At 68.1% G+C, this 1050-nt stretch carries 1 protein-coding gene and 1 pseudogene; both read right to left on the bottom strand.

The features are described from left to right. A partial coding sequence (locus tag AB0B63_RS32515) for a GTP-binding protein (protein WP_357025901.1) occupies positions 1–737 on the bottom strand: 737 nt, incomplete at its 3' end. Further along, positions 737–1050 (bottom strand): annotated as a pseudogene (locus AB0B63_RS32510) (sulfate adenylyltransferase small subunit); the annotation flags it as partial. The gene AB0B63_RS32515 and the pseudogene AB0B63_RS32510, both read right to left, overlap by 1 nt.

The following is a 1050-nucleotide window of genomic DNA, read 5'->3' as shown; positions in this document are numbered from 1 at the left end:
GTCGACTGCGGGCGGATCACGTACTGCACCGGGAACCGGACGTCGACCAGGTTGCGGTCCGAGGCGATGTGCACGTGCTCCAGGTGGTGCAGCAGCGACGGGCCCTCGTACCACGGCATGTGCTCCGACCGGGTGACGATGTTGTCGCCGCGCAGCGCGGAGATCGGCACCACGGTCAGGTCCGGCGCGTCGAGTTTCGCCGCGAAGGCGGTGAACTCGTCGGCGATCTGCTCGAAGACCTCCTGGGAGTAGTCGACCAGGTCCATCTTGTTGACGCACAACACCAGGTGCGGCACCCGCAGCAGCGAACACAGGAACGCGTGCCGCCGCGACTGCTCCACCAGGCCCTTACGGGCGTCCACCAGGATCAACGCCAGATCGGCCGTGGACGCGCCCGTCACCATGTTGCGGGTGTACTGGGTGTGCCCAGGGGTGTCGGCGATGATGAACTTGCGCCGGGGCGTCGCGAAGTACCGGTACGCCACGTCGATGGTGATGCCCTGCTCCCGCTCGGCCCGCAGACCGTCGGTGAGCAACGCCAGGTTGGTGTACTCGTCACCCCGGGCCGCGCTGACCGCCTCCACCGCCGCCAACTGGTCGGTGAACAACGACTTCGTGTCATACAGCAACCGACCGATCAGGGTCGACTTACCGTCGTCCACACTGCCCGCGGTAGCGAACCGCAGCAGGTCCATCGGCCGGGCCTCGACCTCGGGTGACACCGTCTCGGCGCTCATCAGAAGTAGCCCTCCCGCTTGCGGTCCTCCATGGCGGCCTCGCTGACCCGGTCGTCGCCCCGGGTCGCACCCCGCTCGGTGATCCGCGTCGCGGCCACCTCGTCGATCACCTTCTCCACCGTGTCGGCATCCGAACGGACGGCCGCCGTGCAGGAGGCGTCGCCGACCGTGCGGTACCGCACCCGGGCCTTGAACCGCTGCTCGCCGGCCCGGGGTTGGAAGAACTCGTTGACGGCGTAGAACATGCCGTCGCGTTCGATCACCTCACGGTCGTGCGCGTAGTAGATCGACGGCAACGGCACCCGCTCCCGCG

The sequence above is a fragment of the Micromonospora sp. NPDC049081 genome (assembly GCF_040648835.1).
Lineage (GTDB): Bacteria > Actinomycetota > Actinomycetes > Mycobacteriales > Micromonosporaceae > Micromonospora > Micromonospora antibiotica.
This window is presented reverse-complemented; position numbering and strand designations above follow the sequence as displayed.